General features: G+C 48.7%; 9 protein-coding genes. 3 read left to right on the top strand and 6 right to left on the bottom strand.

What is annotated here, in order from left to right; translation table 11 throughout:
- Together MED297_RS22730 and MED297_RS00200 are read right to left on the bottom strand one after the other, a co-directional pair.
- Window positions 1-130: GFA family protein (locus MED297_RS22730; RefSeq protein ID WP_473965376.1), on the bottom strand; the 130-nt coding region annotated here is incomplete at its 3' end.
- A gap of 71 nt (window positions 131-201) precedes the next feature.
- A complete protein-coding gene (locus MED297_RS00200; protein ID WP_040556340.1) occupies window positions 202-792 on the bottom strand; it encodes a histidine phosphatase family protein in 591 nt (196 codons plus the stop codon).
- Between the two features lie 246 nt (window positions 793-1,038).
- Here MED297_RS00200 and MED297_RS00195 point away from each other — a divergent pair, with 246 nt between their 5' ends.
- From MED297_RS00195 to MED297_RS00185, 3 genes are all read left to right on the top strand, one after another.
- A complete protein-coding gene (locus tag MED297_RS00195; protein WP_008041244.1) occupies window positions 1,039-2,016 on the top strand; it encodes an integron integrase in 978 nt (325 codons plus the stop codon).
- A 549-nt stretch (window positions 2,017-2,565) separates the two neighbouring features.
- On the top strand, window positions 2,566-3,306 hold the full coding sequence (locus tag MED297_RS00190) for a hypothetical protein (protein ID WP_040556339.1): 741 nt from the start codon (window positions 2,566-2,568) through the stop codon (window positions 3,304-3,306).
- Window positions 3,307-4,095, top strand: a complete 789-nt coding sequence (locus MED297_RS00185) for a tyrosine-type recombinase/integrase (RefSeq protein WP_008041241.1) — start codon at window positions 3,307-3,309, stop codon at window positions 4,093-4,095.
- Between the two features lie 56 nt (window positions 4,096-4,151).
- Here MED297_RS00185 and MED297_RS00180 read toward each other — a convergent pair whose 3' ends face one another.
- From MED297_RS00180 to MED297_RS00160, 4 genes are all read right to left on the bottom strand, one after another.
- Window positions 4,152-4,424 carry a hypothetical protein gene (locus tag MED297_RS00180; RefSeq protein WP_008041239.1) on the bottom strand — a complete coding sequence of 91 codons (273 nt, stop codon included), beginning with the start codon at window positions 4,422-4,424 and terminating at the stop codon, window positions 4,152-4,154.
- Window positions 4,425-4,541: 117 nt separating this feature from the next.
- Window positions 4,542-6,683: a type I DNA topoisomerase gene (gene topA, locus MED297_RS00175; protein ID WP_008041237.1), complete on the bottom strand. Its 2,142-nt coding sequence runs from the start codon at window positions 6,681-6,683 to the stop codon at window positions 4,542-4,544.
- A gap of 149 nt (window positions 6,684-6,832) precedes the next feature.
- Window positions 6,833-7,102, bottom strand: a complete 270-nt coding sequence (locus tag MED297_RS00165; RefSeq protein ID WP_008041235.1) for a hypothetical protein — start codon at window positions 7,100-7,102, stop codon at window positions 6,833-6,835.
- The gene (locus MED297_RS00160; protein ID WP_008041233.1) at window positions 7,099-7,368 is read right to left on the bottom strand and encodes a hypothetical protein; all 270 of its coding nucleotides are present in this window, start codon (window positions 7,366-7,368) and stop codon (window positions 7,099-7,101) included. The genes MED297_RS00165 and MED297_RS00160 overlap by 4 nt, the downstream gene beginning before the upstream one ends.
- Window positions 7,369-7,709: the final 341 nt, after the last annotated feature.

The raw sequence follows: 7,709 nt of genomic DNA, 5'->3' as shown, positions 1-7,709 counted from the left end.
TTGCTCTGGTTCTAAACGCAGAAGCATGAAGCTTGCGGCACATTGAACAATGACAATTCAATACATCGAATAACTCGCCGGTGATTTCGTACTGAACGCCATTGCACAGACAACTTCCCTTTTGCTTCATTTCTTCTCTTCCTTGTGTGATAACGTTTACAGCATTGGCGCGATCTTTCTCGCGTCCATTGCCTGTTTTTGTTACTGGTTGAGGTAGGCAACTGCTCGATTCTTAAAGAAATCATCTTCAACCAATTTTGTAATTTTTCCGGGTTTAACTCCAAAGTTAACGTACCCGACCGATTCAAGTGACATACCGACCCACCATGCAATTACATAAGTAGCCGCAAAAGAATGAGTCGAAATCACTGAGCAATCAGGTAATTCTATACTGTCTAAGTATTTAAAAATCCTGCCTGCAAACTCTCTCTTAGTTTCGGCACCAGTAACAATACGGTGGTCCAACCGATTATCACCATCTTCTGGCTTTATCCGCTTATCGAGCCAGGTTTGCTCTTTACCTTCAGCTTCTCCGAAACTCATTTCTCTTAGGGAGCTATTCACTATGACAGGAGCATACACAATTTTCGAAATGCATTCTGCAGTGGTACTTGCTCGTTTCAAGTCAGATGAAAAAATGGTATCAACTTTACCTTCAGAGCCTAAAATTTCAGCAATTGCATTTGCGTCTGAAATACCTTTTTCAGTCAACTCAGAATCATACCAACCACCTACTAGATCACTAAGGTGATGCTCGGATTCTGTATGTGATACTACGTAAATTGTTTTCACTAATTCATACCAGTAACAGTGTGATATACGGACCCAACTGCAAAAGACGGGTCCGCATATCACTTTTAATGTTGATTAAAAATTTGTCTTAATATTGCTGAAAATCAATGGCTTAGCAACCATTGCTCATATCATATCTTGTTGATAAAGCGGACCCGCCAGTCCGTATATCACGATTTACCTAATTACCTTCTCGGAGAACTGCCTATATATCAATCACTTAAATGACCATGGAGGTCACGGATTATGGAAAAAGCGGACCGAAAACCTAAATTACTCCCTCAAATGAGAGATATTCTTGCTCGCAATCACTACAGCCCAAACACCATCCAGACCTACCTTCACTGGGCAAAAGAGTACATCTACTTTCATAATAAACGACATCCAAAAGACCTGGGGGTGGAGGAGCTCGCTCAGTTTTTAACCCACTTGGCGACTCAAAAGCGGGTCTCGCCCTCAACGCAAGCTCAGGCCCTGAATGCCCTGGTGTATCTCTACCGGCATGTCTTGGAGATCGATCTGGGCGATATTGATTTCTTACGATCCCAGCGCCGATTCAAGAACATACCGACCGTTCTCTCCCAGGCTGAGGTCACCGATCTTCTTAATAGAATCCGGGGAAAACTGCGCGTCATGGACAGCCTTCTGTACGGATCGGGGTTACGGGTCAATGAGTGTGTCACTTTACGAATGAAAGATGTTGATTTAGCGATGAAGTCAATCACGATCCGCAACGGAAAGGGGTTGAAGGCTCGCGTGGTCCCCATCCCGGAACGCTTAGTGGGTCCGCTGCAATCGGTTATGGTTCATCGAAAAGAGCAGCATATTCAAGACACCCTTCAGGGGGCGGGGTATGTTCAGTTACCTTGGGCGTTCGATCGGAAATCGCCCAACGCCGCGCAAAGTATTCAGTGGCAGTTTTTGTTTAGCTCTGGCGTGCTCAACGTGGACAAGAAGAGCGGGCGAAAAATGAGATGGCATTGTTCAACATCGACCTTGCAGAAGGCCGTAAAAAAAGCAGCAGAGCAGGCTCAGCTGACGAAACGAGTCACCTGCCATACTCTGCGGCACTCTTTCGCGACCCACTTGCTGACGACCGGCACCGATATCCGGACCATACAGCAGTTGATGGGGCATAAGGACCTGAACACGACCATGATCTACACCCACATCCTCATGACTGACATGAGAAGCGTCCAAAGCCCGTTAGATCGTCTGATCTGAATAACGACAAGCAAGCAGGCACATCTCGATGAGTGCCTGTAAAGTGATGCCGTCCTGGCCCGCGCCAACCGACACGGAAAATCCATTGAAGGGTGGTGAGGAACGCCATTGAGGGCCATCATCACGACTCATCATAAACGTGAAGGTTTCACTTTAGACAAGGACCCGCCAAATGCGTGAAGCACTCACACAAATTAACGACATACATAATCATGAAGGATTCACGCATTAGGCAGTCGCTTAAAAACGTGACGAACTCACGCAAACAGTAATGAGTCCTATTATTTCGGCTTTGTCGCAAAACCCACTATTTTGCGACATTTAGGAAGATTCGCCGCTGTGCTCAAGGGCAATGCAAAACCCCTTGCTATGCTTGGCTTTCAGGGCCATACACCTGCAGAACACCAGGTACAACGATCGTAACACACCCGCCAGAACCTGCAAAAAAACATAGCTTTTTGTCGTAAAATACCGGATATTGACTTTATACGACAATTAAACGGGCGCGTTGCGCCCTTTCACTGACTAAATACGTGAGGGATTCACATAATGGACAAACCAACCAATCCGATGACGAACCGATCCGAAATGCTCTTGCCTTGGATTTTAGGAGGGCTCGGCATGTTGGTGATTTTGACCCCCTTTGCAGCTTATTACCTTAACATCGGTCAGTTCCATCCAGTCTCTGATCAACAAGCCGTCTGGGCTGAATTTGGTGACTTTGTTGGCGGAGTTGCGAATCCCTTCATTGCACTATTGGCTCTGATCGGTTTGCTGGTGACGATCAGAATGCAACAGCGAGAGTTCCAAGACGTCAAGGAGTCGATGCAAGAACAAGTCGATATAGCAAAAAACCAAGCACAAACGCAGAGTTTATTGAGTTTAATGCAAAGCGTGATGAGGGATATTGAAACGATAGAAAGCGAGCAAATTGTTGTTACGAAAAAAGTCCGTGTAGGAAATGATAAGCATGGAAAAGATTATTTTAGGCAGCAGACGGTTGATGAGTTTTCCCTAGGCGGTGAGTACCAAAAATTTCTGTCACAGGAAGGCGATTACTTTCTGATAAGGCCTCCTGAGCACTTTGAATCTGCAAAGGCATTCCATACGGTCCGTCGTTTACAACGAGCCATCAATACAGGGGAAGCAATTCTTGAGCAGTTTAGCGAAACGCTGGATAGTGCGAAGGCTGATCCTATATATGTATTTTACGATGCTCAACTAGGAAACAGAGCATCTTTTATTCGCGCCGGTATTCCTGATTTTGAAATATCGAAAGGAAAGCAATAAATGAGCTTTCGTGATCCAGATACTCCTGACATCTTTACCGGTCAACTTCCTGCTGAAATGCCCTCGCCGTCGGCGCTGGCAACCGGGGATCTGAACGCCCTGGTGACTACTATCCCGCAGCAGGAAATCGTGATCGACTGGGCGCGGTTTCTGAAACTGCGCCCTTGGGTGTTGCAACACGACCCGGAGCTTTCTTATCTCCTGCTCCCGGAAATGACCCAACTGATCGAGAGCGCCCGCACCGAACAGATGCGCGTCCTATTCGCGACGCTCTGGGTGACGGGAGGGCGAATCTCCGAAGTGCTGGCGATGACTCCGGCGCATTGCATCAATGATGATCATTTGGGCCAAGGCATCGCCCTGCCGACGCTGAAAAAGCGCAACGGTCAGCCCTACCGCCTGGTCCCGGTCGTTGATCCGCACTATTGGGCCATGCTGAAGCGATTCCTGGGCGAGCATCGCGGCGGGCAACACGCGCCGATCTTTCAGAGTCGGACGAAAACCACCGATGCCAAACGAGCCAAACCCAAGGCACTGACTTCACGTACAGTCCAGCGCTGGACGGATGATGCAATGGAACGGCTCAGAGAGCACTACAATCCCGGCCTGCGGGTGACGCCACACACGTTCCGGCACAGTTTCGCGGTCAATGCGCTGTTACACGGTCGGGATATTCAGGTGATTTCTGGGTGGCTGGGACATGCGAGTGTTCGGGAAACGGAACGGTATTTGAAAGTACTGAGCTTAGATACTGGTCACTTGATGCAAGGCGTTCAATACTTCATTTGAGAGAGGTTATCGACAGGGTTATCCCCGTTTTCTGGGGATAAACCTGACTAAACGGCTTAGCTATCGTCATTAGCTGCATCGAGATCAGATGGCGAGTTCATTGCCACATTCGCTATTCTCAGCAAAGCTGACGGCGTAAAGTCTGTTATATCATACTCCCCTAAACACTCGGGATGCCGTTGAAGGTATGCAATTCTCGCCATACCATCGATAACAATTTCCCGAATCATCACATTCGGCTTTAAGCCGAACGCCTTCGCTGTTTTTTGAATACGATCACTTACACTTTCCGTAAAACGAGGTCGATAGTCTTCTGTGAAACCCGCCATATCAATTTCTCATCTAGTGAAGATATTTAAATGCTAACCATCCCTGAGCTGGCGATGAAGGGACGTTGAGTCCCTCAAAATCCCTCAAAAAACTTTGCTGGCATGTCGGATTCGAAGCTACAACGAGGACTTTAAAGCTGGCTTACCGATTTGATCATCAATGAACTGCTCACACCCTTCGACGTGATCGGCATCGATGTGAACCCAGAAATGCTCGAATTTCCCGGTCTTCGGATTCTTATTCTTTTTCTTCCGACGCACAAGAGCAAAGCCGCAACCTGGACACGGCAACGCATCGAGAACCGGCTTGCCGGATCTGTCCTGGTACGTTCGTTTTGCACAATCACTATCGTCCTTATGCACCCAAAAGTGACGGTTTTTGGCTTTGCTGTAAGCGCGCTCTAAATCACCATTACAAAGTTTGCATTGGTGACTCTGAAGATCAGCCATGTAAGGCTTGCCGCGCATGTCGTCGATGAACTTCTCGCAGCCCTCAGCATGAGCCTCATCTACGTGAACCCAGAAAAACTGTTTCGGATTACTTTTCTTGGGTAGTCGTTTGATGGGGTGGCCGCATTGAATGCAAGCTTCTTGGGTGCCCTGCTCGAACTGACTAATCGATGACTGGTTTACGCTGACTTTTGGCAGATCATCAACAATCTGCTGATAGGCCGGACCAACGACGTCGAGCAGTTTTAATCGCCCCTCAACCATTTGATCCAGTTGCGACTCCAAGTTAGCAGTGTAGTCGTAATCCATGAACTCCATCGACATCAATGCATCGACAACGGCCACACCTAACGGCGTCGGTGTGATCTGACGGCCTTTTCCGACTTCCAAATACTGACGCCGGAAAACGTTCACAAAAATGGTGGCATAGGTGGACGGTCGACCAATACCGCGTTTTTCCAGCTCCTTAACTAAGGATGCCTCGGTATACCGGGCGGGCGGTGTTGTCACCTGGTCTTTGCGAGATTTGGCAGCGACCGCACACACCTGGTCAACATCTGGAACGCACTTCAGTTGCGTGTCTTTAGATTCGGCAACTTCAATGGTCATTAGCTGCCGCCAACCCATTGTCTCCACGACTTTGCCTGACGCTTTAAACTCGACAGGTACATCGAGATCCAAGGTCGCTTTTGCGATGACCTGTGTGGATATATCCACACCATTGACCGTCACTGCGGCCATCGCTCGCTCATAAATCAAGCGATAAAGCTGATCGGTATCGCCCTGCCCTGGTTCATCCGTCATGGACGTTGGCCGAATCCCTTCGTGCGCTTCCTGCGCATTCGCATCCTTTGCTTTCCATTTGCGGCGTTCCGGAGACACCGGAATGCCTTGCGATTCGAGATAAGCGGCGATCATGGCCCAACCGTCATCTGACAGGTTTGGGTCGTCGGTTCGGTGATATGTGATTCGACCTGCCTCAAACAACGACTGCGCTTGCTTCATGGTTTGATCCGGAGACAGGCCCAACTTGGTCGAGGCGACCTGCTGAAGCTCAGAGGTCGTGAAAACGGGCTTAGGATTGACCTGTTTAGGCTCAGTCGCGGCCTTTGTAATAATCACATCGGATAGCGGATGCAGGATAGCATCAATAATCGCCGGGTCGGTCACCAACCCCTCTGCATTCTGCAAGGGCTTGGTGTCTAGCTTCATTTCCAGACCGTTATCCAAGGTGATAACAGCGGTGTAATGATCCTGGGGTGTAAAGCCCTGGATCTCTCGTTCTCGATCAACCACCAAACGGACGGCGGGCGACTGCACACGACCGGCTGACATACCGGCAGAGCTTTGAGCTTGTAGGGCTGGTGAGACGGTATAACCGACTAAGCGGTCCAGAATGCGTCGCGTTTCCTGCGCGGCGACCATCTGCATATTCAGTTTACGCGGGCTTGCCAAAGCCTTCTGAATCGAGCCTTTATTAATCTCGTTGAATGTTACCCGTTTGTAGTTGTCTTTCAGGCCCAGTACCGTTCGGATGTGATAAGCAATGGCTTCGCCTTCTCGATCCGGGTCAGTGGCCAACCAGACTTCGTCGGCCTTAGCTGCAGCGGCTTGCAGATCCTTCACCACCTTATGCTTTCCCTCTGAAATCACATACGCGGGTCGAAATCGGTTTTCAACATCGACGCCGAGATCCTTTTGGGGCAAGTCGCGGATGTGACCAACACTTGCTTTCACCATCCACCCTGCCCCCAGATATTCAGCGATCTTTTTGCATTTGTTGGGTGACTCAACAATCATCAGTTTCATAACAATAGGTTTCCTTAAATTCCGTTCGGCGTGGGTGTCGTTTACGCGCACCGGCGACGATCAACCGTCGCCAGATCTGATCCTTTGCTTCCTTTTCTTCCTCCGAGAACCGTCGAATGCGAATAGGTTCTGCTGGCACTCCTGGACGTTTATTTGGTCGCATTTGAAACCTCCATTTTAAGCGGCGGAGGGGTCAACAGGCTGCCGTCTTTCGCAGTCAGGTAGTGTTTCAGAAAGTCGTTTATATGCTTGGTAAAGTGAAGCTGAAGCGCATCAGTAATGCCCTGCTCCGGAGTCACATTCCGAAAGCCGATATGGTTGAACTTACCACGCTCTAAAAACTGCTGATAGATCGGATCGTCAATCCAGATTTCGACTTTTACGCGCTTATTCGCCCGGGCTGCTGGTTGAGTAGTCATGCCGCACCTCCTGAGACGATCGGAGGCATCAATTGCAAAAGCTTGGTCAGACGCCGTAGCTCTGCCTGAAGGGATTGAATGCGCTGTTTCGCTTTTCGAACCTGTTCAGACAATGGATACAGGGCCGCATCTAAAAGGCTGTGGAGCCAACCTGGATAGGGGCGCAATGATGCCAACTGCTTTGCTACGCGCTGCGCCTTGGTTTCAATGCGGCGGCGCTGATCCATGTAGATTACAACTCCCGGTCGTTTGGGTTTATGATTCATCGGATATTCCTTTTTCAAAGTTCGTCACAACAGCTACGTCACGAACAGAATAGGATCATCACAGGATCAAAACAACTCTTATAAGAGTATAAATAATCATATAGGGTTATATTTTGAGCAAAGATTGGAATAACGAAGCCACAAAACTTGCCAAGCATTTGAAAGTTGAGAGCGGGTTAAAGTGGTCTGACCTGGCTGAAAGGATCAGTCAGGCCACTCCAGACCATGAGCTTACGACTCAATCTCTTGCCAATGCAGTTAACCGAGGCAACTACAACGTCCGCTTACTACTTAGGATGTGTGACGCTGCCGGGCTTGAGATTACATTGGTTAAAAAAAAG

It is taken from the genome of Reinekea blandensis MED297 (assembly GCF_000153185.1).
GTDB lineage: Bacteria > Pseudomonadota > Gammaproteobacteria > Pseudomonadales > Natronospirillaceae > Reinekea > Reinekea blandensis.
This window is presented reverse-complemented; position numbering and strand designations above follow the sequence as displayed.

Bases quoted from the DNA above. Each gene is read 5' to 3' on its own strand.
- MED297_RS00195 (WP_008041244.1), top strand. From the start codon at position 1,039: ATGGAAAAAGCGGACCGAAAACCTAAATTACTCCCTCAAATGAGAGAT.
- MED297_RS00190 (WP_040556339.1), top strand. From the start codon at position 2,566: ATGGACAAACCAACCAATCCGATGACGAACCGATCCGAAATGCTCTTG.
- MED297_RS00185 (WP_008041241.1), top strand. From the start codon at position 3,307: ATGAGCTTTCGTGATCCAGATACTCCTGACATCTTTACCGGTCAACTT.
- MED297_RS00180 (WP_008041239.1), bottom strand. From the start codon at position 4,424: ATGGCGGGTTTCACAGAAGACTATCGACCTCGTTTTACGGAAAGTGTA.
- topA (WP_008041237.1), bottom strand. From the start codon at position 6,683: ATGAAACTGATGATTGTTGAGTCACCCAACAAATGCAAAAAGATCGCT.
- MED297_RS00165 (WP_008041235.1), bottom strand. From the start codon at position 7,102: ATGACTACTCAACCAGCAGCCCGGGCGAATAAGCGCGTAAAAGTCGAA.
- MED297_RS00160 (WP_008041233.1), bottom strand. From the start codon at position 7,368: ATGAATCATAAACCCAAACGACCGGGAGTTGTAATCTACATGGATCAG.